At 34.6% G+C, this 24869-nt stretch carries 22 protein-coding genes; 3 read left to right on the top strand and 19 right to left on the bottom strand.

Features of this window, described 5'->3' with window-relative positions; all coding sequences use genetic code 11:
• Window positions 1-29 precede the first annotated feature (29 nt).
• Window positions 30-1406: a carboxypeptidase-like regulatory domain-containing protein gene (locus tag ASD98_RS13060; protein WP_056205367.1), complete on the bottom strand. Its 1377-nt coding sequence runs from the start codon at window positions 1404-1406 to the stop codon at window positions 30-32.
• Window positions 1407-1651: 245 nt separating this feature from the next.
• Here ASD98_RS13060 and ASD98_RS13065 point away from each other — a divergent pair, with 245 nt between their 5' ends.
• Window positions 1652-3031, top strand: coding sequence for a C40 family peptidase (locus tag ASD98_RS13065; protein WP_082577843.1), 1380 nt, complete (start codon window positions 1652-1654; stop codon window positions 3029-3031).
• Here the strand turns inward: ASD98_RS13065 and ASD98_RS13070 are convergent.
• The 3 genes from ASD98_RS13070 to ASD98_RS24575 all read right to left on the bottom strand — a co-directional run bounded on the left by ASD98_RS13070 (window position 3023) and on the right by ASD98_RS24575 (window position 5305).
• Window positions 3023-3424 (bottom strand): response regulator, encoded by a 402-nt coding sequence (locus ASD98_RS13070; protein ID WP_056205370.1) that lies wholly within the window; start codon window positions 3422-3424, stop codon window positions 3023-3025. The genes ASD98_RS13065 and ASD98_RS13070 overlap by 9 nt on opposite strands.
• On the bottom strand, window positions 3414-4847 hold the full coding sequence (locus ASD98_RS13075; protein ID WP_056205371.1) for a HAMP domain-containing sensor histidine kinase: 1434 nt from the start codon (window positions 4845-4847) through the stop codon (window positions 3414-3416). Before ASD98_RS13075 ends, ASD98_RS13070 begins: the two co-directional genes overlap by 11 nt.
• Window positions 4848-5230: 383 nt before the next feature.
• Window positions 5231-5305 carry a DUF5958 family protein gene (locus ASD98_RS24575; protein ID WP_369814767.1) on the bottom strand — a complete coding sequence of 25 codons (75 nt, stop codon included), beginning with the start codon at window positions 5303-5305 and terminating at the stop codon, window positions 5231-5233.
• Window positions 5306-5448: 143 nt separating this feature from the next.
• Here ASD98_RS24575 and ASD98_RS13080 point away from each other — a divergent pair, with 143 nt between their 5' ends.
• A complete protein-coding gene (locus tag ASD98_RS13080) occupies window positions 5449-6858 on the top strand; it encodes an APC family permease (protein ID WP_056205451.1) in 1410 nt (469 codons plus the stop codon).
• A gap of 267 nt (window positions 6859-7125) precedes the next feature.
• On the opposite strand, the gene ASD98_RS13085 is transcribed toward ASD98_RS13080, so the two are convergent.
• The 8 genes from ASD98_RS13085 to ASD98_RS13120 all read right to left on the bottom strand — a co-directional run bounded on the left by ASD98_RS13085 (window position 7126) and on the right by ASD98_RS13120 (window position 13915).
• The gene (locus ASD98_RS13085) at window positions 7126-7869 is read right to left on the bottom strand and encodes a hypothetical protein (protein WP_056205373.1); all 744 of its coding nucleotides are present in this window, start codon (window positions 7867-7869) and stop codon (window positions 7126-7128) included.
• A 244-nt stretch (window positions 7870-8113) separates the two neighbouring features.
• Window positions 8114-8518, bottom strand: a complete 405-nt coding sequence (locus tag ASD98_RS13090; protein WP_056205376.1) for a hypothetical protein — start codon at window positions 8516-8518, stop codon at window positions 8114-8116.
• 154 nt (window positions 8519-8672) lie between these two features.
• On the bottom strand, window positions 8673-9134 hold the full coding sequence (locus ASD98_RS13095; RefSeq protein ID WP_056205377.1) for a DUF1810 domain-containing protein: 462 nt from the start codon (window positions 9132-9134) through the stop codon (window positions 8673-8675).
• A 157-nt stretch (window positions 9135-9291) separates the two neighbouring features.
• Complete coding sequence (locus tag ASD98_RS13100) at window positions 9292-9918, bottom strand: alpha-ketoglutarate-dependent dioxygenase AlkB (protein ID WP_056205452.1); 627 nt, start codon at window positions 9916-9918, stop codon at window positions 9292-9294.
• Window positions 9919-9925: 7 nt separating this feature from the next.
• Window positions 9926-10702, bottom strand: coding sequence for an exodeoxyribonuclease III (gene xth, locus ASD98_RS13105; RefSeq protein WP_056205379.1), 777 nt, complete (start codon window positions 10700-10702; stop codon window positions 9926-9928).
• A 72-nt stretch (window positions 10703-10774) separates the two neighbouring features.
• Entirely contained in the window at window positions 10775-12154 is a 1380-nt protein-coding gene (locus ASD98_RS13110) for an exonuclease domain-containing protein (protein WP_056205382.1), read from the bottom strand.
• A gap of 49 nt (window positions 12155-12203) precedes the next feature.
• A complete protein-coding gene (locus ASD98_RS13115) occupies window positions 12204-13463 on the bottom strand; it encodes a Y-family DNA polymerase (protein WP_056205384.1) in 1260 nt (419 codons plus the stop codon).
• Window positions 13464-13465: 2 nt separating this feature from the next.
• Complete coding sequence (locus tag ASD98_RS13120; RefSeq protein WP_082577847.1) at window positions 13466-13915, bottom strand: LexA family transcriptional regulator; 450 nt, start codon at window positions 13913-13915, stop codon at window positions 13466-13468.
• A 98-nt stretch (window positions 13916-14013) separates the two neighbouring features.
• On the opposite strand from ASD98_RS13120, the gene ASD98_RS13125 reads away from it, so the two are divergent.
• Window positions 14014-14787 carry a LexA family transcriptional regulator gene (locus tag ASD98_RS13125; protein WP_056205456.1) on the top strand — a complete coding sequence of 258 codons (774 nt, stop codon included), beginning with the start codon at window positions 14014-14016 and terminating at the stop codon, window positions 14785-14787.
• Window positions 14788-15130: 343 nt separating this feature from the next.
• Here ASD98_RS13125 and ASD98_RS13130 read toward each other — a convergent pair whose 3' ends face one another.
• The 7 genes from ASD98_RS13130 to kdpF form a co-directional block, all read right to left on the bottom strand.
• Window positions 15131-16849 (bottom strand): ATP-binding protein, encoded by a 1719-nt coding sequence (locus ASD98_RS13130; RefSeq protein WP_056205386.1) that lies wholly within the window; start codon window positions 16847-16849, stop codon window positions 15131-15133.
• Between the two features lie 223 nt (window positions 16850-17072).
• Window positions 17073-18197 (bottom strand): histidine kinase, encoded by a 1125-nt coding sequence (locus ASD98_RS13135; RefSeq protein ID WP_056205388.1) that lies wholly within the window; start codon window positions 18195-18197, stop codon window positions 17073-17075.
• A gap of 84 nt (window positions 18198-18281) precedes the next feature.
• Window positions 18282-19358: a porin gene (locus tag ASD98_RS13140; protein WP_056205390.1), complete on the bottom strand. Its 1077-nt coding sequence runs from the start codon at window positions 19356-19358 to the stop codon at window positions 18282-18284.
• A 524-nt stretch (window positions 19359-19882) separates the two neighbouring features.
• A complete protein-coding gene (locus tag ASD98_RS13145; protein ID WP_056205392.1) occupies window positions 19883-20434 on the bottom strand; it encodes a K(+)-transporting ATPase subunit C in 552 nt (183 codons plus the stop codon).
• 266 nt (window positions 20435-20700) lie between these two features.
• Entirely contained in the window at window positions 20701-22734 is a 2034-nt protein-coding gene (gene kdpB, locus ASD98_RS13150) for a potassium-transporting ATPase subunit KdpB (RefSeq protein WP_056205394.1), read from the bottom strand.
• A 202-nt stretch (window positions 22735-22936) separates the two neighbouring features.
• A complete protein-coding gene (gene kdpA / locus ASD98_RS13155; protein WP_056205396.1) occupies window positions 22937-24658 on the bottom strand; it encodes a potassium-transporting ATPase subunit KdpA in 1722 nt (573 codons plus the stop codon).
• Window positions 24659-24763: 105 nt separating this feature from the next.
• The gene (gene kdpF, locus ASD98_RS23710; RefSeq protein WP_082577848.1) at window positions 24764-24841 is read right to left on the bottom strand and encodes a K(+)-transporting ATPase subunit F; all 78 of its coding nucleotides are present in this window, start codon (window positions 24839-24841) and stop codon (window positions 24764-24766) included.
• Window positions 24842-24869: the final 28 nt, after the last annotated feature.

Raw genomic sequence — 24869 nt, forward strand, 5'->3', positions numbered from 1 at the left:
TTTTATTCGTGTTAGTAAAAAAATAAGCGTTAGTTAGTTTTAACCAAATCTGATTCCTGAGATAAAGTTTTAAAGCGATTTGGTTTTGTGTTTTCAAACTCCCCAATTGAAATACTATAGGTTTTATCAGATGGCGTTTTAGAATAATCATTATAAGTATATCCCCCAATGATATACAATTTATCGTTGTAAAAATGCATGGCACTCAATTTTAAAGGAAGATCAACTAGATATTCTTTTAAAACCTTTGATTTTATATGATAAACATACATTTTCTGATCTTCAAAAAAATAGATTATATTATTATGGTAAGTAATAGCGGGTCTTTCCATATTCGAAAAAAGATGACCTTCTGTCTCCCATTTTTCAGTAACTAAATCTAAAGTTTCTATCTCAGATAAAGGTTTTCCATTATTTCCTCCAATTAAAAAAATCTTGTCATCAATCAAAATTCCATTTACTTCCTTCGCTGTCGACATATTTGCAAGTTCGTACCAATAACCCGTTTTAATATTGTATAAATGCACTTTATGGGTAAAATCTTTTTTGCCGCTTTCGGTCATTTTTACAGAACCGCCCATTACAATAATATTATCTTTATAGGTAAATGAAGCAAAATCAGCAGCCTGATGCGGATTTGTGTTATCAACTTTAATAGTTTGTTTAGTGAGGTCTAAAACCTCGATTTGATCTTGTAAATACTCAAATTTTCCATTCACAGAAATTCTTTTTCCGCCTAATACATAAATTGAATTGTCAAACAAATGGATATTGTGATGCGCTCTTTTAGTGAATTTTGTTGGTGAAACTTCCCATGCGTCATTTTTTATGTCATAAGTAAGGAAATCTCCCTTGTAAAATAGAAAAGTGGCATTCCGGCTCAATTCATCCTGAAGATCTTTTAAAGTAGGTTCTACTTTTTCTGCAGAGAGTTTCTTCCATGAATCAGCTTCGCGGGATCCATTTCCGCCAATAGCATAAATTTTTCCATCTTTTAAAAATGATCCGAAGGAGAAAATAGCATATTTTAAAGGAGCTAATTCATTAAAATTTAATTTTGATTTTAGCTTTAATTCATGATTAGCTTTAATTGTTAATTCAGATAAATCTTCTGTCTTTTGTTTTAAAATAACTTTAAAATTTGCCTTTCTAAGTTCATTTACAGTAATTTTTGTTGTCTTATAACTAATGTGAGAAAATTGCAGGGTGTCATTTTCACGGAAATTAATTTCAGATTTTAAACTAAATTGTCCCTTATCATCAGTTAAAGCCGTTATACTTTTAGATAAATAGGAAATGTTCACATCTTGAACAGGTTGATTACTGGCAGAAACAACAATTCCTTTTAATTCTTGCGCAATTGAAAATATCGGAAATAAAAGAAAAATAAAAAACAGCTTTTTCATTAGTTTTAAGGTTAGGTTGTTTTAGTTTTTTATAAATGTTATGAAAATTCTTAAAAAACTGCGGTTCAAAAAGTTGGCTCAATTTTTATGCCGAGCTTGTTAAATCGAAGTAAATTAGTTGTTAAAAAAGGTTTGTTTTTTAGTTTAAAAAGTTAAATTCGCTTTTTAGGTAATATATTTGCGCTTTTTGAGTTTAAAATATTGTCTAAACTTAAAAAAGGAGTAATAAACTTTAATAGGTAAATATGGTTTTTAGATTAATTATAGTATTGTTTTTTTTTAGTGTTGGAGCTTTTTCTCAGGAAAAATTTATCAAACATAAAATCTCAAAAGGAGAAAACCTTACTGTAATTGCTAAAAAATATGGAGTAAAAGCTAAAGATATTAAAGAGGCAAATCCAGATGCACCTAAAGTTTTAAAACTCAATTCAATTTTATTAGTTCCGAATAAAAACGCAAAACCTTCGCAAAATACTACTCAGACAATAGCTAATACTACTTCTGGTTCACATGAAGTTTTGCAAAAAGAAACACTTTGGGGAATCGCTAAAAAATACAATGTTTCTGTTGATGATTTGAAAAAAGCAAATCCAACGTTAGAAACAGATGGATTAAAAATAGGGCAACAGCTTAATATTCCTTCTAATACCCCGGTGCTTTCAGAAAATATAGTTAAAACGAATGAAGCAAGGCCAGAAATTATTCCGGCAGCAGACGGAGAAATTATCGTTGAAGTACAGCCCAAGGAAACAAAATTTTCAATAGCCAAGAAATATGGAATAACTGTTGAAGAACTAGAACGTCAAAATCCTTTTATTAAAGGGAATTTAGGAGTAGGCTACATGTTGAAAATTCGTCCTTCTGGGGAAAAAACAGATCAGAATACGAAAGACACTCCTGTTGTATCTCAAACTCAGACAGCTGAAAAACCAGAAAGTACTACAGGAACAGATGTTGATATTGTTGTTGAGGTACAGCCAAAAGAGACAAAATACGCGATAGCCAAGAAATACGGAATAACGGTAAAAGAATTAGAACGTCAAAATCCTTTTATAAAAGGAAAACTGCCTGTTGGATATGTTTTAAAAATAAGGACAGCCAAAGAAAAAGCAGATGCTGCAGGTTCTGTAAGTTCTCCTGAACCTCAATTAGAAAATCCGAGTACTGCACCTACAACTCAAGTTGCAGACAATGGAGTAATTAAAAAGGATTCCACTTTTGTTTATAATGGTAATCACTCTGATTTAATTGACCAATTAATTCTAAATGCAACAGAAAATATCGGAACCCGTTATCGTTCTGGCGGAACTACAAAAGCAGGTTTTGATTGTTCTGGTTTAATGTTCTGCACCTTCGGAAATTTTGATATAAAACTGCCAAGAAGCTCCATCGAGCAATCCCGTATAGGGACAAAAGTTGCTTCTACTGAAGCACAAAAAGGAGATTTGATTTTCTTTAGAACTAATGGAAGACGCCATATTAATCATGTAGGAATGGTAGTTGAAAATACTGATGGTGAAATCAAATTTGTTCATTCTTCGACTCATGGAGGTGTTATGATTTCTTCAACCAAAGAAGCTTATTACCAAAGAGCTTTTTCACAAATAAATCGCATTCTAGAATAAAAAATTACTGGTAAGTTGTTTTTTTAATTCTTCGATTGGAAAGGGTTTATTTAAAAAATCCTTTACATATATATTGTTTTTGATGCGCTCAATTTCTTCCTGATCTAAAGTAGAAGACATTACGAAAATCTGAATTTCGTTTTTAATTTCTTCATTTAGAGTTTCGAATATATCCAGAAATTCAAAGCCATTCATTATCGGCATCTGGATATCTAATAAAATAATTAAAGAGTGGGAGATTTTTTTATTTTTAATAATCCACTGTAAGCCCTCAAGTCCGTTATTGGCCACAGAAACCTGATCTATATTCAGAACTTTTTTCAGCAGTTTTCTTGTAACAAGCTGATCAATTAAATTGTCTTCAATTAATAGAAATAAAGGTTTAAGCCCCATAAGAAGTTGGTATTGTTACAATAAATTTACTTCCAATATTGCTTTCAGAAAACACTGAAATATTTCCTTTAATGTTTTCTACTGCTTCTTTAACGATGTAAAGACCTAATCCTGAACCTTTATTTTTGTTCGTTCCAAAGTACATTTCAAAAATATAATCCTTGCAGTCGTCATTAATTCCAATTCCATTATCAGAGACTTCGATTTTATTAAAACCTTCATGAATATAAGTTTTAATCGAAATAAACATTTCCTGTTTGGTGTTATCGGCATACTTAATAGCGTTAGAAAGTAAATTGCTGATAATGATTTTTAAACGCAGACCGTCACTTTCAATCTGATCAACTAATAATTCCTGTGTGAAAGTTATTTTACTGGCATTTTCAATATGCATCAATTGCGAAATGGCTTCATTAAAGATTTCCTGCAGACTTACAGGTTCCATAATAATTTGTTTCCGTTTGTTTTTAGAATAGTCAATGATATCGCTGATAAATTGATCTTGTTTGGCAAGACTCTGATACATCAAACGGAGATAATCTTTTATTTGATCAACATCATCTTCTAATTGTGTAATTTCAATCAAGCCTTTTAAAGAAGTTATAGGTGATCTTAAATCATGCGAAGCGCTGTATACAAAACGGTCTAACTCGTTATTCGCCAAAATTAAATCTTCATTTTTGACTTCAATTTCCTTTTTGGAAACAATTAAACGTTTTACCATTATCGAATAATAAGAACAAACACTTAAAATGATTATTAAAGTGAAAATAATATTAGTAATGATAAGTAAGTTTTTGATTTTACGAGTTCCTTCTCCCAGCGTATTCGAAAAATTTCGTTCGTTAATGGTAAGTTTGGCGCTTATACTGCTTATTTGGTGAAGAAAACTTATTTGATCTGCGGCTGTTAAAGTATTATGCTGGATTTTAGCATTAACCTGAGTTCCAATAATAAAAAGTTTCTCGATTAAAGCATCTCCTTCTTCCCATTCATGAATTGCCTTTGCTAAAAAAGGGACATTTTTAAAATTCACAAATAGCCAGACAAGGTCATCTAAATCATCTTTATGATTTCGGCCAATCGTAAAACCCTGCCTTGCTACTTTATTGTCGCCGGCCTTTAAAAGTGTTTTTCTGGCAATTCCGTCGCCTTGAGGTACTTTTAGTTCTTCTGTGTATAATTTAAACTGATTTGGGTCTTTGTTGTACAGATAGGTAATAAGATGGAGCGAAGCATCTTTTTGACCTTTCGAGTAATGAGATTCACCATTTACATAGGCTCTGTTTGCAGATAGTATTTTGATTGTAAAAAAGTTGATGCAAATTAGCAATGCACACGAAATAAAAACGATCAGAATTAAAATAAAAACATTAGGCAGGCGAAAGCTCTTTAAAGATCGAATCTTTTGTGTGATTTTCATATTAGTAGGTTAATATTAATATCCGGTCTATATCAAGCTTGTATGATTTTCTCTTTTTAGAATAGTATTGAGGCTGACTATTTTAAAGATTAAAAATAAACAATTGTTAATAAAAATACTTAAATTTTAAGACTTATTGAGCCTTTAACCAAATTTAGTAAAAAATATGTATCTTTTTACAAGCGGTTGCTTTTTTCTTGTTTATTTTTATATTTAAAATTTAAACAATTGATAATTAAAATTTTATGTTTGTTTTAAATAATTGTAAATTTAAAAACAGCATTTGATTATTACTTTATTTGATGAAAAATGTGATAGTAAAGAATGATTTTTTGTTTAATGTAAAAAAGTTGTAAAATAGTATGTTACTTAAATTTTGAATATTAAAATTCAAATTCATGCCAAAAATGACCACAGCCATTTTTGCATTCTGTATTTCTTCTTTGGGTATCTGTAATGTAATGACTTGAAAAAGTAAAAAATTACAGTGAAACCTTCTAATTGAAAAACCTAAAACGTATTGAAAACTCCGAAAATTTATAACAGAAAATCTAAAATTTCAGAAAAAAGTATATCTTTAACCAACCCAAAAACAAAAAAAATGCAAGAAGAAAACCAAGAACACTTTAAAAGAGAACTAGGATTATTAGACGGAACCATGCTTGTAGTGGGTTCTATGATTGGATCTGGAATATTTATTGTAAGTGCCGATATCGCCAGGCAAGTTGGATCTGCCGGATGGCTTACTTTAATTTGGCTGATTTCAGGATTAATTACCATTATCGCAGCCGTAAGTTATGGCGAATTAAGCGCCATGTTTCCAAAAGCCGGAGGACAATATGTATACTTAAAAGAAGCTTACAATAAATTAATTGCCTTTTTATACGGCTGGAGTTTTTTCGCGGTAATTCAAACCGGAACAATTGCAGCGGTTGGAGTAGCTTTCTCAAAATTTGCTGCTTATTTATACGAACCTTTGAGTGATGAAAATATACTTTATGAAATTGGCGCATTCAAACTCAATGCAGCGCAGTTAGTATCAATTTTCACCATAATTTTATTGACTTATATTAATAGCCGTGGTGTCAAAAACGGAAAAATTCTTCAAACCGTTCTTACTATTATCAAGATTTTATCATTACTGGGATTAATTGTTTTTGGATTAACGCTTGCAGCAAAAGCTTCGGTTTGGGATGCCAACTGGGCTGATGCATGGAATACACGTTCGTTTGATAAAGAAACGGGTTCTTGGCTGCCAATTGGCGGAACAGCTTTAATTACTGGAATTTCTGCCGCAATGGTTGGTTCTTTATTTTCAAGCGATGCCTGGAATGGTGTTACTTTTATTGCCGGAGAAATAAAAAATCCAAAACGTAATGTAGGTTTCAGTTTATTTCTGGGAACTTTTATCGTAACAATTATTTATGTTTTAACGAATATCATGTACTTGGCGGTAATTCCATTAGATGAAATCGCAACAGCAAAATCTGATCGTGTAGCCGTTGTAGCTTCACAATATATTTTTGGAAATATTGGAACGTTGATTATTGCAATCATGATTATGATTTCGACTTTTGCCTGCAACAACGGATTAATTATGGCTGGTGCAAGAGTTTATTATACAATGGCAAAAGATGGTTTATTCTTTAAGAAAGCGGCTGTTCTAAACGAATCTAGTGTTCCTGCGTGGGCGCTTTGGGCACAATGTATCTGGGCTTCGGCTTTATGTTTGACTGGAAAATACGGTGACTTATTAGATTTCGTAATCATCATTGTTTTGATTTTTTACATTTTAACAATCTATGGAATCTTTATTTTGCGTAAAAAAATGCCAGACGCAGAAAGACCTTATAAAGCTTTTGGATATCCATTTTTACCATTATTGTACATCATCATAGCAGCGGCAATTTGTGTTTCATTATTAATCACAAAATTCTCAACCTGCGGATGGGGAGTATTGATTATGCTGACAGGGATTCCGGTTTACTACTTAACAAAACCAAAAGAGTAAAGATTTGTTTCAAGTTTTATGTTTGAAGTTTCAAGTTGAAAAACTTTAATAAATACCAAAGCGCCTTGATAATCTCAAGGCGCTTTTTTGTGCAAACAAATTTATAACCAAAAATAAAATTCCTCAAAAAAATATAAATATGCCCAAGGTCTTACAGATTAAATGGGTTTACGCTGTTTTATTAAAACTATGCAATTGAATTAAATAACCAGTGAAAACCCATTTAATCTGTAAGACCTGAGCAAATAAAACTTTAGCAAAGCGAGTTTATTTGACAGAATAAGGAAGTGAAAGATTTCCGCTGGCAACGGTATAAACTTTGTAAACGCCCAGCATTGGTTTTGTTCCTTCTCCTTCATGCGAACCACCTGCTCCAGTGCTGACTTCCATATAACAGCTTACAGCATCGAACTTGAAATTTGTCTTGTTATTGATTCTAAAATTCGGAACAATTACTTTTATAGAATTTCCTTTAGAAACGATATTAAAACCGGGACTATCCATATACATCGCCATTCCGGGATTTGTTGGAGGAAGAACAACATTTGGATCTCCTTTTGTAAATTCTCTAACCGAAAGACCTCCCGCAACACGTTTATCTTCAACTAAAAGAACCCAGTGAGCATGCCAAACCAAGCCGTCATTAAGGTAATTTCCGTCCAGATTTTCATCCCACAGCGGGGTATCTTCAAAATCAGGATGTGAGGTGAGTGCTAAAGCTACAATTCCTTCGGCTTGACCGAAACCTATATCAGATGATTTTAAAGTGGTTGGAAAAACATAAGCTAAAACAGGTGCCCCATTTAATTGACCAACAGGTTTCGGCATTGTTTTACCGGCGGTTCCTTCAACTTTAATATCCCAAACCGTAATACCTAAATCTGCTTTGTGAGTAATTGTGGCCGATTTTATCTTAAAGTCACTATTATTGTAAGTTCCGCATTTGTCACAGGCCTTCGAAACAGTGTAATTAAAAAAGATGAAGCATAAAATAAATATTGATTTTTTCATAATTCATGTGGTTTAATGTTAATTGATTGCAAGAAACCAATACATATGCCACATAAAAAATGCCCGAAAAATAAAGAGTTTCGGGCATTTTATGTTTTTGATAAGCTGTTATATATCGTGAATCGAATTTTATTTATTGAGATTTCGCTACTTAAAAAAGAATAGAGAAAAGAGAATAGATTTTAGATAATCTCGCAAGACGCTAAGTCGCTAAGTTTTATTTCTGCATCTTTCGGTTAAAGAACTAAAGATTATTTAAATCGTTATTAACTCTTTCTTCTGTAGGTCTTAGGAAAATAAGATATATAATAATAAGAATTCCGAATAACACGAAATCTGGTTTTAAAAATAAGATTAAAAAAGCGGCGCCTTCTAAAATCGCCCATCGCATTATAGATGCTGCCTGATAAATTGGCAATTTATCTTCGGTTTTTAGTTTAGGATCAATTTGTTTTAATTGAGATTTGAATAAAAAAGTACTCAAAACAAAAGCTAAAACGGGAATAAAAACATATACCAATGATGATGAATCAATATTAGGAATATTCAATTTTTCGACTGAAATTTCGCCTAAAAAGTAATAGGCAACAATTGTTCCTGCACAAACAGCAAGGTGAATAATCTGAAGGGTTTTGATTTTTTCGGTCATGATTTGGTTTTTTATGCAAGGTAAAACTAAATAGAATACAAATATAAAACTTTATATTTTCGTGTTTTTGACAGCGTAAACTTAGCAGATAAAACAAAAAAGGCACTACATAACTGCAGTGCCTTTATACGTAAAAATCTATGAGTACTGTAAACTATACAACAACAGCTTCAGTAGATGATTTTATAGTTGAATTAATAATAGATATTGTAAGCGGGTCTGATTCTCCAGAGAAAAAAGCATCTAAAATTTCCTGAAATATAGGGCTCGTATTTTCGGCCATCGAAAAAAGAGTCATTGAAGATCGTAATTTTCGAGCATCTAAATCGCCAAAAATTCCGTCAGCTGATTTTCTTTTAAAAGTCAATAAGATATCAGAAATTTCAATAAGATGTTTTCCTAAAATAGGATGCTCCAGAAATTCTGAAGCTTCTTTTAGATCGGCAATCGCATAAAGATTTGAAGTATCACTAGTACCCAATCCTTTAATCTGAGGAAAAATAAACCACATCCAATGTGTTTCTTTTTTTCCTTTTTTGATCTCAGCAAGGGCAGTAAGATAAAGTTTATTTTGCGCATCTAAAAAACGCGCTAAATCATTGTTTGAATAAGCCATTTTGGTATTATATTTTAAAAAAGGGTTGCAAAACTAGTAAAAAAGAAAGGGTCTGCCTAATAAAACCTTCATACAATCAGTATTTTAACTTTTTTCGACAGAAATTTCCTCATCGTTATTAAACGGTAAAAAAAACTCATTTAGAATTGTTTATAAATCATATACTTCGTTTGGTTTGTCTAAAAGTAAGATTGATTCTTGGTAAAACATTCCGTGCCGTTTTGGGAACCTGGTGCTGCCAAAAACTATTTGTGGTTCCTGCCATCAGTAAAAAAGACCCATGATGCAGCGGAATTTCGACCTGCGGAATTTCCTTGTTGAATTTATGACGAAGCCTGAACATTCTTGTTTCTCCAAAAGTCACCGAAGCAATAACCGGGTTTGGGCCCGTATTGTGTTCTTTGTCGCTGTGCCAGCCTACGCCGTCATTTCCATCTCTATATAAATTAAGTAAAACGGTATTAAAATCCAGCTGTGTTTCTTTTTCTACTCGGCCTCTAATAGTCAGTAATTCGTAATTCCAGTCGGGGCCTTTTTGATCAGCTCCGGGGTTATCCTTGTCTTCATACCAGGCGATCATTCTGGGAACCGTATAGGTTTTATCGTAAATTTCCATTTCATATTCTCTCCATTTCGTTTTACGAAGCAGTCTTTCATAAAAACGATCAGATTCTTCTTTTGTAAAGAAATTATCAATCAAAATCAATTCAGAATCAGGGATGTCAAATACTTTTTTTCCTGCCAAACCTGGGGTAAATAATTCGGTGTCGTTAAATAATGTCATTTTCCATTTATTTTTTGTCAATTTCAATCCAAACAGGAGCATGATCGCTTGTTTTTTCCCAGCCTCGCACATGACGGTCAACACCGCCCGAGCGCAATGTTGAAGCAATTTGTGGACTCATTAAAAAATGATCGATTCTCAAACCGGCATCTCGCTCGTAAGCATTTCTGAAATAATCCCAAAAAGTGTAAATTTTCTCCTCAGGATATAATTTCCGAATCGCATCTGTCCAGCCAAGTGAAACTATAGCTGCAAAAGCTTTTCGAACTTCGGGTCTGAAAAGAGCATCATTAACCCATTTTTCGGGTTTGTAAACATCCAATTCTGTTGGCATAACATTAAAATCGCCAATTAGAACTACAGGAATTTTTAGATTCAATAATGTTGCTGCACGTTCAGCAAGACGATCAAACCATTTCAACTTATATTCAAATTTTAGTCCCGGCACAGGGTTTCCATTTGGTAGATAAAGGCAGGCAATTACAATTCCATTAATCAAAGCTTCTATATAACGGCTCTGAACATCTTCTTCATCTCCCGGAAGAATGCGTGTTACTTCTTCGATTTCCATATTTCGGGCGAGAATTGCAACGCCGTTCCATTGCTTTTGTCCGTGCCAAATAGCGTTGTAACCTGCCTCATTAATCGCTTTAAGCGGAAAATTATCCTGCGGAGCTTTTAATTCCTGCAGGCAGACAATATCTGGTGCGGCTTCATCAAGCCAGCGCAATAATACAGGCAGGCGTCCGTTGATTCCGTTTACGTTATATGTTGCTATTTTCATGGTACATTTAGTTAATTTGTATCATTAAATTTACTGATTATTAAGCATTTAATCTAGATTGGTTTTATATTCTTATTTTAGGAACTGTTTGTTAAAGAATACTTTACCGGGATGTTTTTCTGCGTAAGCAAAAATTAAATGCTCGATATATTGATTACTTTTGTAAGGTTCAGTATAGTTTTTTACTTCTAATGGATCATGAATCGAAATGTCTGACGGAATATAGCCCATTCCATAAAAACGACCATTTTCGATCCAAATACAACTGCGTTCGTCCTTTGATCTTCCTTTGTCTATAATCGCAAAAGTGGGTCTGTTGGTTAATAAAAAATCAATTGCATTGTCGACTTGCTCGTTGTGAAGCAAAACATCAGGTAAATCTTTTACTTCATTATTTTGAAAAAGTTCCCCTTCTTCGGGTCTTGTGTATTTACAGAATCTATGATCGATTTCAAACTGTTCCGCCAGACTTCGCAGTAAATTAATTCCATCATATTGGCTGTTAAACTCATGAATGCAGATTTGAAATTTACTCACTTTTCCAATGGCCAGATACTTATATCCATTTCGGGCTTCATATTGGTAAATCCCAAACTTCGCTTCAAAGCGTTTTAATGCTCTGTTGTAAGTTGGCCAAAGCTTTTTGATTTCGGTACATTCTAATAAAAGTGCCATTAATTCAGTACCACAGATTTCGAAGGAAATTCCATGAATATCCCTTAAAAAGTGCTGTCTTTGCGGATTAATATTGTTACCGCTGAAATGCGAAGCCACACGTTTTTTTAAGTTGATGGCTTTCCCCACATAAATCACCTTTTTTTGTTGATTGTAAAAATAATACACGCCTGGTTTTTCGGGTAAATTATTAAAATCATCAGGCGGAAGATTCGGTGGCAAACGCTGATCTTGTGCCGTTTTTTTGATCATTTTATCAATTTCTCCTGCATCGTCCCATTCCAGTAAAAGCGAAAATAAAATAGCTGTTGCATCTGCGTCTCCGCCCGCACGGTGTCTGTTTTCTAAAGATATATTTAAGGAGTTGCAAAGATTTCCTAAACTGTAAGAACCTAAACCCGGTTTGATTTTTCGTGCTGCACGAACCGTACAAAGTTTTTTTGCAGACCATTTAAAACCCGCTTGTTCCAGCTGATGATGTACGAATGAATAATCGAAGTTGACATTATGAGCAACAAAAACACGATCGGTAAGCATTTCTAATACTTTCTCCGAAATATCATCAAAAATAGGGGCATTAGCTACCATTTCGTTATTAATACCCGTTAAGCCAAAAATAGACAGTGGTATATCTTTTTCTGGATTTACAAGCGTTTCATAACGGTCAATTACATTTTTACCATCATGAATAATAATGGCAATTTCTGTAATGCGGCTGCCACTGGCATTTCCGCCTGTGGTTTCAATATCGACTATGGCATATTCCGTATTTTTCATCTTTATATAACGTAAAACCGATTGTTTTTCTGTTGTTTATATTTAAAATTTAAACTTTAACCGTAATAACATCTTTGAGTAAAGTAGAAAACTTGGGAGATAATCTATTCTGCTTCATTTTCCATTGCCGCCCCAACGACTGCACGCCGAATTTAATTTTATTATTACCATAGCTCTGATTCATTTTATCAATTACACTCATTAAAGGCTGATGTTTAGGATTTGAAGTTTCGAATAAATTAAGCTGCGTTTCACTATTTGGCGTTAAGCCCATTACGATTACTCCCGCTTTTTTATAGCGATACCCTTTTTTAAAAATAGCTTTAAATCCTTTTTGTGCGGCCTCATTAAGTTCTATTGTCGAATTGGTTGGAAAATCAGTAGTAATAGTAATGCTTCGCGAATAATGTGATTGTTCGTTCTTTAAAAAACTAGTCTGGATAAAAACAGTTACCATATTGCAATGACAATCCTGACGCCTTAATTTCTCAGCACAAGAAGCTGTAAACGTGCTGATTCGTTCTGAAATCTCTTCAAAAGTAGTATACCTTTTTTCGAAAGATCTCGTAGTGGCAATCATTTTTCGGTCTGCGGCCTCTTCTAATCCCAAAGTTGGTTTTCCTTCTAATTCATGCTTTAGCCGAAGCCCGACTACAGACATTTCTTTTCTTACCCAGGCATCCGGAAGCTGGGTAAATTCATAAGCCGTGTTGATTTTTTTTAATTTAAGACGTTTAGCGTGTTTTCTTCCAATTCCCCAAACGTCTTCAATTTTAGTCCACTTTAATGCTTTAATTCTTTTTTCTTCAGAGTCAATACAATAAACACCCTGCGTACGATCTGCAAATTTTCGGGCAATTTTATTCGCCATTTTAGCCAAAGCTTTGGTAGGTGCAAAACCGATACTGACAGGAATACCCGTTCCTTGAGTGACTTCTTTCCGCATTTTTAAACCCAGTATATTCAGATCAAATAAATCGTAACCTGAAAATTTCAGAAAAGCCTCATCAATACTGTAAATCTCGATTTCGGGAGTATATGTTTGAAGCAGGTTCATGACCCGATTACTCATATCGCCGTATAGAGGATAATTAGAAGAATAAACAAAAATGTTTTTTTCTTTAAAAACAGATTCATACTTAAATGCAGGAATAGCCATTGGTATGCCCAAAGCCTTGGCTTCATCAGATCGTGAGATAACACAGCCATCATTGTTAGAGAGAATAACGATAGGTTTTCCTCTTAAACGTGGCTCAAATACTCTTTGGCAAGAAGCATAAAAATTGTTACAATCGACTAAAGCAAACATTTCTAAAAAGATTTAATACTATGAATTACAATTCCCCAAATCACAAAATTATTTTCCGGAGTTACTTTTATAGGCTGATAATCTTCATTTTCGGCAATAAGCCAGATGATGTCTTTTTCTATTCTGATACGCTTTACAGTAAATTCGCCATCGATTTGGCAAACAGCAATTTTATTGTTTTGAGGTTCCAGACTTTTATCAATAATCAATAAATCGCCATCATTGATACCGGCATTTTTCATAGAATCTCCTTTAACTCTGGCGAAATAAGTAGTATATTTATGTTTGATGAATTCTTTGTTGAGATCAATCGATAATTCGATAAAGTCATCAGCAGGCGAAGGAAAACCTGCGCTGATACCAACGTCAAAAAAAGGTAGTTTTACTTTCGAACTTACATCGGGAATGTACAATTCTATTGATTTTTTGGTATTTATATTTCTCAATTCCATAATCACTTTCAAAAAAATGTTTTTTGTATAAAGCAAAATTAGTACAGTTGATAACATTTTTTCCTATATTTGCTGTTCCAAATTATAACAAATTAGTTATGTCCTTATTTTCAGACAACATCAGAGCATTAAGGGTTAAGCACAAAATATCACAAGAAAAATTAGCTGGAAACCTGAGCATTACAAGAGGAAGATACGTGAAATACGAAGATGGAACTTCGGAAGCACCGTATGATATTTTAAAGAAAATCGCCTTGTTTTTTCATACAAGTATCGATTTGTTATTGTCGGTCGATATTCGGAAAATAAACATCGAAAATTTGATAAAACTCGAAGGGAATCGACTTATTCTGCCTATTCAGGTCGATAATTTTGGAGAAAATTATATCGAAATTGTATCTCAAAAAGCAAAAGCAGGTTATTTAAACGGATATGCCGATCCGGAATATATTGAAAGCTTACAGCAGGTTTCGCTTCCTTTTTTAGGGCCGGGTAAACACAGAGGTTTTCCTGTTGAAGGCGATTCGATGCCACCACATGAAGATGGTTCGATTATTATAGGTCGTTATGTGGAAAGGCTGGGAGAGGTGATGGATGGCAAGACCTATATCCTGATTACCAAAAATGAAGGGATGGTGTATAAACGACTCAACAAAAACAAAAAAAACGCCTTGGTTTTAGAATCAGATAATAGTTTTTACCCAAATTATGAAGTGAAAGCTTCTGATATTTTAGAGATTTGGGAATACGAATGTAATATAGGCCGATCAGATAAAAAGCAAACTTTATCTGAAACCGAAAGTATGAAAGAATTACTTCTGGAAGTAAAAAGAGAAGTGATGGAGATTAAGAATAATACTTCGAATACATAAACGTTTTCATTTGTCAGTTTGAACGAAGTCGAAGACCTTTTATGCTATAAAACTTTCGGCTTCGCTCAGGGTTAACAATCATAACCAAATGAAGAAAATATTAGATCTGTTTTTAAAATTCCGAAGGAATGATTTATATTGTAGCAATGGATTTCAATCCGTTGAAAATTTAATGTCATCATATTTTTTAAGTCCCGAAGGGACGATTCATATTGTAGGGCCGGATTTTAATCCGGTTAAAAAATATATCCACAATGCAAAAAAGCCGAAGGCTCGGCGCATATTGTTTAATAGACTGGACTGAAGTCCAGCCCTACAATATAATTTGAGCCTTTGGCTCTTTTTACACTTTTAGTGCAAACCAAAACGTACTTCCTAATCCTAAATTACTTTCTACGCCAACATTCCCATTTTGTGCTTCAATAAATTCTTTGCTAATTGCCAATCCCAATCCGGTTCCGGATTTCTGACTTCCCGGAACCTGAAAATATTTATCAAAAACCTTGTCTTTGTATCTTGCATCAATTCCTTTTCCGGTGTCGATAACCTGAAATACAATTTGGTTATTCTCTTTTTTTAATTGGATGATAATCGTGCTTTTTTCCGAAGAATACCGAATGGCATTCGACAAATAATTAATCAAAACCCAGCCTGTTTTTTCGCTGTCGGCTTTTACGTCTTCGAGATTTTCATCGGCATCAATAACCAATTTAATTTGTTTTTGATCGGCCTGAACTTTTACAGCTTCAACAGCATAATGTACAATTTCGTGTGGATTGCTTTTTTCGATATTCAGCTGAATATTTCCCGTTTCTAATTGCGATAAATTCAGCAATTCGCCCGTGATTTTTAATAAACGCTGACTATCATCTTTTATGCTTTCAACTAATTGTTTCTGATCATCGTTCATGTCGCCCGTTTTGGCATTTTCAAGCAATTGCAGACTTAATTTTATAGAAGCAATTGGCGTTTTTAATTCGTGCGAAACGGTTGCAATAAAATTGGTTTTGGCAAAATCCAGTTCTTTAAAAAGCGTAATATTTCGCAGAATAATCACATCGCCAATATTGATTTCTTTTTCTTCGCCAGTTGGAATTATCGTAATATTCAGAATTTCTTTTTCGAAATAACTTTCCTTTCCGTGCGCGTAAATTTTAAGCGGTTGTTTTTTAGGAGATTTTGAATCGTCTTTTAAAATTAAGGAACGAATCAAATCATTCGACAAAGCTAGAGTAGAAGCCGATTTCCCGATAACATCTTCCAATTTCAGACCAATAATTTTCAGCGCTTCATCATTCACAAACAAAATAATTCCGTCATTATCCAATCCAATAATAGGATCATTCATATTATTGATCAGCGTTTCAAGTCGCTTTTTCTCAAAGAATAATTTGTACAAGTTACTATCATTATATTCCTGAAGTTTTTGCGCCATCGTATTAAACGATTTTGCCAAATCGCCATATTCGTTATGATTGGTAAAATGAACGCGTTCCGAATAGTTTTTGTTCGCAATTTCCTTAATACTCTGCGTTAATTCCTTAATCGGATTGGCAATGTTATTCGGCAGATTCACCAATAAATTAAAAGCAATCAAAAAACATAAACTTCCCACAATGGCAATCCATAAATTGGCATTTTCGGCAGTATGTTTCGCGATGTCGCTTTTCTGTTTTATGGCATCCAGATTGAGTTTCATAATCGCAAAAATATCTTGTCTGATTTGTGCTTTTATCTTCTCGTCTGCACTATTTTTTTCTAAAAGCGAAAAATCATTTTCAAGTTTTGCCGTTGCTTCTTTTTCGCCAGGTTCGGTAACATTTTTTGTTTGTTTTTCAAGATATTCCTTAAAAACATGAATCTTATTATCCGGACTATCTTTAATTTCATCCAAAGACAAAATCATATTTCGCGAATATTCCAGCGTATTATAATTCGCTTTCAGAATATTCTCCGTGTCTGCTTTTATCAAAAAAACAGAATAGCCACTCACTAACGAAAGTATGATGATCATTAAAAATAACAATCCAACGCCCAGATTCAATTTGGTTTTAATTCTCATTTTATAAAACATTTAATTTTTTTTCACCATATAAGTGATATAAGGAAATATAACAATGCGTAATATTAAGGTAAAGAATAGAAATTATAAGAAGGCTTTGCGAACTTGCGTCTTTGCGAGCAAAAATTTCAGCGAACCTTGCGTAAAACCTCGCGTTCTTTGCGGTTAAATTTAACGGCTCTAATAAAAATGAACTTATATGACTTATATGGTTTAAAAAACATTACGATAGTATAACAAGGTCAACATTCGATAAAGACAAGCTATTTAATAAACGCCTGAAAATAGTTGTAGACAAAATTACTTTAAATAAATTCAAATGCGGTTTTCCGATGCAGACAGTTGTAATTTGTTTTTCTTCAACGGTGATCAAAATCGCATCGGCAATATTTTTATGTTCCAGTTTAATGACTTCTGCGCCGAGTTGTACGGCGAGTTTAAAGTTATTAATTAAATGTCTTTGTTTGTCTAATGCAATTTTGGTACTGCTTTCTTTAGGAGTTTCTACATACAAAACATACCAGCTTCCATTATAATAACTTGCCAATCGTGCCGCTTTCCGAATCACAATTTTAGCCGTTTTATCGTTACTGCTAATACACGCCAACAATTTTTCATGCCGTAATGCGTGCAGGTTTGGAACTTCACTTTCGACTTTTCGAACGACCTGACTTGCGACTTCCTTCAAAGCCAATTCACGTAACTGCAGAATTTGTTCCGATTTAAAAAAGTTCGTCAAAGCCGTCTGAATTTTATCCGGAGTATAAATTTTTCCTTCTTTCAAACGCGCAATCAAATCTTCCGAAGTCAAATCGATGTTTACGACTTCATCTGCCAAACGCAAGACATTATCCGGAATGCGCTCCTGAACATCAATTCCCGTAATACGTTTCACATCCTCGTTTAAACTCTCAATATGCTGAATATTTACCGCCGAAATTACATTAATTCCCGCGTCTAAAATTTCTAAAACATCCTGCCAGCGTTTTTCATTTTTGCTTCCCTCAACGTTCGTGTGTGCCAGTTCATCAACAATTACAACTTCAGGTCTGAGATTGATTATGGCTTGAACATCAAGTTCTTCAAGCTGTTTTCCTTTATAGAAAATGGTTCGTCTCGGAATTATCGGTAAACCCGCCAACAACTCATGCGTTTCCTTCCGCATATGCGTTTCGATGTAGCCAATTTTTACATCGATTCCATTCTTCAACAATGAATGCGCTTCCTGCAACATACGAAAAGTCTTGCCCACACCGGCACTCATCCCAATGTAGATTTTAAACTTCCCTTTTCGTGATTTCTGAATTAAATCAAGAAAGTGCTGTGCGTTGCTATTTTTCTGTTCCATAAAAATATTGCTTTAAGCTATAAGCTGTAGGCTATAGGCAGTTTGACTTTTCAAAGCTTACTGCCTAAAGCCTATTGCCTAAAGCTAAAAACTAATCGCCAACGAAGTCGTTACAAACGTATTCGTGTCCGTTGGAAGATTATCTTTTGTAAATATTTCATCTTTACTCGAAAGATTTCTGGCTTCAATTCTAAACATAACATTATCAGTAACTAAGTAATCAAAGTTAGCCGAAAATCCGTAAGTTTTAAATCCGTTTGGTGTTTCTGTTGCGATAATTACACCTTTTTCGTCGCTGTAATATTCACCACGCATCGCCAACTGAATTTTATCAATTGGTTTGTATTGCAAAATCAAAACGGGTGAAAACCAAGTATCGTATTTGTTGCTGTTTTTAGCCGATTGTTGCGACCCAACGTCAAAACCAGCCGTAATATTTGTTTTGTCTGTTACTTTAAATTGCCCGTAAAAGTTGTTGAAATAACGCCATTTTTTATCCATATCCGGCTGTTCATTTCCAACATAAGTACTCCAGTTCAAAACCACGTTATCCGTTGGTTTGTAAGTTAGCTGTGTTCCAAAAGCAGGCGTTTGATTTCCTTCAACTTTTTCAATTCTCTGCCAGCCATTTAAGTACATACCAGCCAAATACCATTTTCCAGATTCAGAGGTATAACCAATTTTAACTCCCGTTTCATAATAAGGAGAATTCTCAGCCAAAATACTTCTCGTTAAAGTCTGGCAGTCTTTTCCAATCGCACTTTCAAAACCAATATGCGAAGGCATAATTCCCGCATCAATCCATAAATTATGGTTTTTCGAAATCTTCACGCCCACATTTGCTTCATAAACATTTTTCAGTAAACCTTGCTCGGCAGACATATTATATTCGGCGTAAGTTCCCGCCATCAAGGCAAAATTTCCACGAATATTTTCTTTCGAATAATTTACTTTCGCCATTCCTAAATTCAGGTTTACCTCGTTGCTTTTATTATAACTATAAAAAAAGTTTGGTCGCGTATGATTATCCGGTTTTCCAAAATCGTAACTATAATAAGTGTCTACATATCCTGAAAATGTCAGCGGACTTTTTGATTCTTCCTGAGCGTATAAATTGCTAAAACCGAATGCGATTAAAGCAGTAAGTATAATTTTTTTCATTTTTGTTTTTATTATTTGGGGTAAAAAGGCGTTTTGTTTTCCTGCAAGGTTTTCAAAAACTTGTAGGTATTATTTCTTAGTAGTTTTTTTTAGGAGCTAATCCCGCTATCCGTTTCAATCTTTTGTGTCTCGTTTCTCTAACGAGACACAAAAGGATTTCCACTACTATCGGGGCTAGGGTATTGGGGGTAAAAAGGCGTTTTGTTTTCCTGCAAGGTTTTCAAAACCTTGTAGGTATTTAATTTTAAGTTTCAGTTCACGCTCTGTTTGTCATTCCAAAAAACGAGGACACGAGCGATAGCGAATTGGCGAAGCAATCTCCACAAGAAAATCCGTATAGAAATTCGCCAATCTTTGTCGAGTTACTCGCGGAGATTCCTCGTTCCTCGGAATGACAAACTTGGCGGTTACTTCATGAGAACTAGTTGATGTAGATTCATACCTACAAGGTTTTGAAAACCTTGCAGGAGAAAAACCTTAGTCCCGAAGCCTCGGGATAGCGACTCAGAACCTCAAAATCTTTTTTAGCGAAGCTCATCAAGCGCCACATTCAATTCCAAAACATTAACCGTTTCAGGTCCAACAACAGCCGAATTAATTTTAGATTCAACCAAAGCTTTTACCTTGTCTTCAGATAATTTTCGTTCTTTGGCGACACGTTTAACCTGAATCAAAGCGCCTTGCGGAGAAATATTAGGATCCAAACCACTTCCAGAAGCCGTAACCATATCTGAGGGAATCTCCGATTTTTTCAAGTATGGATGAACCAATAAAAGTGTATCAATTCTTTTTTGAACCAAAGCCAGATATTCGGCATTACTTGGTCCTTTGTTACTTCCGGCACTTCCGGAAGCATTATAATCCACAGCCGAAGGTCTTCCCCAGAAATAATTCGACTTATCGAATTTCTGACCAATTTTTTGGTAACCAACCACTTTTCCGTTAACCGAAATAGTTTCTCCTTTTCCTTGATTTGGAGCCAATTGTGCAATTCCGTAAATCGCTAAAGGATAAATAACTGCGAATAAGATTAGAGTAACCGCAGTAAGTTTTATTATAGAAAATAGATTTTTCATTTTTTGAGATTCTAAGGGACTAAGTTGCTAAGGTTCTAAGTTTTTTTAGAAGCTTAGTAATCTAAAGTCTGTGTTTTTAATTTGAGTTTTTTTTTAAGGTTCTAAGGGACTAAGATTCTAAGTTTTTTTCAGAAGCTTATTAATTCGAAGTATGTTTTTAATTTGAGTTTTTTTAAGGTTCTAAGGGACTGAGGAACTAAGATTCTAAGGCTTTTTTCTTAGTACCTTAGTACCTTAGTTCCTCAGTACCTTAGTATCTTAGAACCTTACATAAAAAGTGCTACCACTAAATCAATCAATTTGATTCCGATAAAAGGAACAATCAATCCGCCTAAACCGTAGATTAAAAGATTTCTTTTTAAGATGGCACTCGCGCCAATTGGTTTGTAATCAACACCTCTCAAGGCAAGCGGAATCAAAATAGGAATGATAATCGCATTGAAAATCACTGCTGATAAAATTGCACTTTCCGGACTATGCAAATGCATGATATTTAAACCTTGCAACGCAGGAATTGCAGTAATAAAAAGAGCAGGAACAATAGCAAAATATTTCGCAACGTCATTCGCAATAGAAAAAGTGGTTAAAGTTCCGCGAGTCATTAAAAGTTGCTTTCCAATTTCAATAATCTCGATTAGTTTCGTTGGATCATTGTCAAGATCGACCATGTTTCCGGCTTCTTTGGCCGCTTGTGTTCCGCTATTCATGGCAACACCTACGTTTGCTTGCGCAAGGGCAGGAGCATCATTTGTTCCGTCGCCCATCATGGCAACTAATTTTCCTAGATTTTGCTCGTTTTTGATGTAATTCATTTTATCCTCAGGTTTCGCTTCGGCAATAAAATCATCAACACCGGCCGCTTCAGCAATAAACTTCGCCGTAAGCGGATTATCGCCAGTAACCATAACCGTTTTTACACCCATTTTTCTCAAACGGTCAAAACGTTCTTTCATTCCGGTTTTAATGATATCCTGCAATTCGATAACGCCCTGAACCTGATTGTTTTTGATTACCACCAATGGTGTTCCTCCGTTTGTAGAAATAGCAATTACTTTTTGAGCAGTATCCTCAGGGAAATTATTTCCAGCCTGAGCCGCAATGTTTTTTGCAGCATCCTGAGCACCTTTTCGAATGTTGGTTCCGTCTTTTAAAACAACTCCGGAAGTTCTGGTTTCTGCGGTAAATTTTATTAAAGTAGCACCTTCAATTGATAATTTATTGGCAATCTCGGCTCCAGCCAATTCCACGATACTTTTCCCTTCCGGAGTATCATCTGCCAATGAACTTAACACAGCAGATTTTATAAAATCTTCTTCAGAAATTCCTTTTGAAGGATAAAAATTAGTTGCTTTTCTGTTTCCAATGGTAATGGTTCCGGTTTTATCCAAAAGCAAAACATCAATATCTCCGGCAGTTTCAACCGCTTTACCCGATTTTGTAATTACGTTAGCTCGCAAAGCTCTGTCCATTCCCGCAATACCAATCGCAGAAAGCAAACCTCCAATTGTAGTTGGAATTAAACATACAAACAAAGCAATGAAAGCCGCAATCGTGATGGGCGCATTGGCATAATCTGCAAAAGGTTTTAAGGTAACACACACAATGACGAAGATTAAAGTAAATGCCGCTAATAAAATGGTTAAAGCAATTTCATTTGGCGTTTTCTGACGACTTGCACCTTCCACCAAAGCAATCATTTTGTCCAAAAAGCTTTCGCCAGGTTCTGAGGTTACAATTACTTTAATTTTATCAGATAACACTTTTGTTCCTCCGGTTACAGATGATTTATCACCTCCGGCTTCCCGAATTACTGGAGCACTTTCTCCGGTAATGGCACTTTCGTCAATGGTTGCCAAACCTTCGATAATTTCACCATCAGTTGCAATTAAATCACCTGATTCGCAAACGAAAATATCGCCTTTTTTTAGTTGTGAAGAACTGATGTTTTTGATTTCTCCGTTTGGTAAAATTTGTCTTGCCGGAGTTTCTTCTCTTGTTTTTCGCAAACTGTCGGCTTGTGCTTTTCCTCTTGCTTCGGCAATTGCTTCGGCAAAATTGGCAAATAAAAGGGTTGCCAGTAAAATGAAAAACACAATTAAATTATAGATAAAACTACCTTGATCTGTTGCTCCCATTAAAATAGAAACACAAACAGCAAACATAATGGCGGTTCCTATTTCTACGGTAAACATTACCGGATTTTTGATCATCAATTTGGGATTAAGCTTGACAAAAGACTGCACGAAGGCTTCCTTTACCTGTTTGCTTTCAAACAATGATGTGGATTTATTAGTTGTCATTTTCTTGTAAAAAGTTAAATGTTATTTGTGAAATGTTATGCGGAATAAATTCATCAATTGTAAACATAGCCAGTGGTTTCAACTACTGGAACGCAACATATATACAATCTGTGTTCCGCAATTCGTTTCCCATGGTTGAAACCACGGGCTATGTTTGAAATATTTTACGTTTATTTTTATGTATTTAAAATATTCCGCATTTTTATTTTAGTGTAAAATATTCTGCCAATGGTCCTAAAGCGAGAGCCGGAAAAAACGATAAAGCAGCAATAATGGCGATTACAGCGAAAACCATTACTCCGAAAATAGAAGTATCCGTTTTTAAAGTTCCTGCGCTTTCGGGAATATATTTTTTGTTTGCTAGTAAACCTGCGATTGCTAATGGCCCGATTATCGGAATAAAACGACTTAACAACAATACAATTCCTGTAGTGATATTCCAAAACGGATTATTATCTCCCAGACCTTCAAAACCAGAACCGTTATTGGCAGCGCTTGAAGTATATTCATATAACATTTCTGAGAATCCGTGATTGCCAGGATTATTTAACCAGCCTGTTGCATTTCCGCTGAACCAATAACCCATTGCAGTATCATGCGCAGCAAAATAAGAAGCCAATGCTGTTCCTGCCAATATTAATAAAGGGTGTAGAATGGCGATAAAAGCAGCAATTTTTACTTCCCGCGCTTCGATTTTCTTACCTAAAAATTCGGGAGTTCGACCAACCATTAATCCGGAAATAAATACGGCGAGAATAATGAAAATATAAAAATTCAGGATTCCAACGCCACAACCTCCATAAAACGCATTCACCATCATAGCAAGCAATTGCATCGTTCCGGAAATTGGCATCGAACTATCGTGCATACTGTTTACAGAACCTGTAGAAATTACGGTTGTAGCAATACTCCAAAAGCCTGAAATTGCTGGACCAAACCGAACTTCTTTTCCTTCCATTGCTCCGGTTGTTTGAGCAATTCCCATTTTTTCGATAGCAGGATTTCCGTTCAGTTCACTTATAACTGTTGGGATAACAAGGAGTAAAAAACCAACTGTCATGACTCCAAAAATCACATAGGATAATTTCTTTTTCTTTAGATAAAAACCTAAAGCAAAAATCATAGCGAAAGGAACAATTAATTGCGCCCAAAGTTCAACCGCATTAGTAAAATAAGTCGGGTTTTCTAATGGATGTGCCGAGTTGGCTCCAAAAAAACCACCACCGTTTGTACCAATATGTTTAATAGCAATAAAGGCTGCTGCGGGTCCGCGTGAAACTTCTACATGATCGCCTTGAAGCGTTGTAATAGCATCTTTTCCTTCAAAAGTCATAGGAGTTCCGCTGAACAATAATGCAACAGCAACAATGGCAGAAAGCGGTAACAAAACACGTGTACAGCTTTTGATGAAATAATTGTAGAAATTCCCAAGTTTATCGGTAGTTCTTTCTTTCATTGCTGTAAAAATCATTGCGGCTGCGGCCATTCCGACACCAGCAGAAACAAATTGCAGGAACATTAGAAACATTTGCGATAAATAAGAAACCCCGCTTTCGCCTGAGTAATGCTGTAAATTACAGTTTACGACAAATGAAATGGCAGTATTAAAAGCCAAATCAGGACTCATGGACGGGTTGTTATCAGGATTTAGGAATAAAGATCCCTGAAACAATAAGACAAAAAAGCAAAGAAAGAACCAAACCATATTAATACTTAAAAGTGCTTTTAAGTGTTGTTTCCAGTTCATTTCTTCAGTAGAATTGATTCCGCTGATTTTAAAAATAAATTTTTCAATTGGATTGAAAATCGGGTCAAGAAGTGTTTTATCGCCCAAATAAACTTTAGCAATATATTTCCCAATCGGAATAGCTAAAACTATAGTTAGGATAAAAATACCAATGACGCCTAATAATTCTGTGTTCATAATATGTGAGTTTTTGTAAAATGTGATTTGCGAAAAGTGAGATGTGATTTGTAAATGAGGATTGACGCATAACATCTAACATCTCACTTATAACTTTTCACCAGATTAAAATTTTTCAGGTTTGATTAATACATAAACCAAATACCCAAAAACGGCGAGCGAAATAATAAATAGTGCAGTCATGATTTAGATTTTTTCAAAAAATTCAACT

The organism is Flavobacterium sp. Root186 (assembly GCF_001428525.1).
Classification (GTDB): Bacteria; Bacteroidota; Bacteroidia; order Flavobacteriales; family Flavobacteriaceae; genus Flavobacterium.